1 protein-coding gene is annotated in these 932 nt (G+C 64.8%); it reads right to left on the reverse strand.

The window, feature by feature from the left end; genetic code table 11:
• Window positions 1–932: IS5 family transposase (locus NKI25_RS36250; protein WP_353000970.1), on the reverse strand; the 932-nt coding region annotated here is incomplete at both ends.

Below are 932 nucleotides of genomic sequence, written 5' to 3' on the forward strand. Positions count from 1 at the left end.
CATGGTCCGCAGATTGTAGGCGCAGGCGGCTAGTATGCATTGCGTGCGGTTGGCGGCGAGGTTGAAGAAGCGCAGGCGCCGCATGCCGTAGCGCTCCTTGAACACAGCAAAAGGCCGCTCCACAGCCGCCCGCACCTTGGCGATCAACCGGTTACGCAGCTTCTGGCGCGCCGGCAACTCGGGATGATGCTTGTTGGGCCGCCGCATCAGCCGGTCCTTGATCCCGGCCTTGGCCAGCCGATCATGCCTGGCATGGGTGTAGTAGGCCTGATCGCCATAGGCCGCCTTCTCATCGCCGCAAACCAGATTGTCGGCCGCCTCGGTGTCGGTGATCGAGGCGTCGCTTACCTCGACACGCCGGATCATGGTGTGCTCCTGGTCGGCGCCGATGTGCATCTTGTAGCCGAAGGTGCTCTTGTTGCCCTTCTTGCCCCAGCGCGCGTCCTTGTCGGCCGACGGCTTGGCCGGGCCCTGGTGGCCCTTCTTCGGCTGCTTGGGCGGCCGCCCACGGGCCTGCAGGAACGTCGCATCGACTAAGGTGCCGCGCTTGACGATCAGGCCCTTCGTCTCCAGCTGGCGGTTGATCTCCTCAAACACCTTGTCGATCAGCCGCTCGCGCGTCAGTTCCTCGCGGAAGCGCCACAGTGTCGAATGATCGGGCGTACGGTCCGAAAGGCTGAAGCCGGCAAAGCGGCGAAACGACAGCCGGTCACGGATCTGAGCCTCCAATGCCGGATCGCTCAGCCCGTGCCACACGCCCAGCAAAAGACAGCGCACCAGCGCCTCCGCCGGGTAGCTGGTGTTGCCCGAGCCGGGACCGCTGCGCTGACCCAGCAATGTTCGGATCGGTGCCCAGTCCAGTTCCTTCGATACCAGGTCGAAAATCGTCTCGTCCGACGCCGCCAGCCCGTCCGCCAGACTCAACTGACCCA

Origin of the sequence: Mesorhizobium sp. M0808 (assembly GCF_040320025.1) — a bacterium.
Taxonomy (GTDB): domain Bacteria; phylum Pseudomonadota; class Alphaproteobacteria; order Rhizobiales; family Rhizobiaceae; genus Mesorhizobium.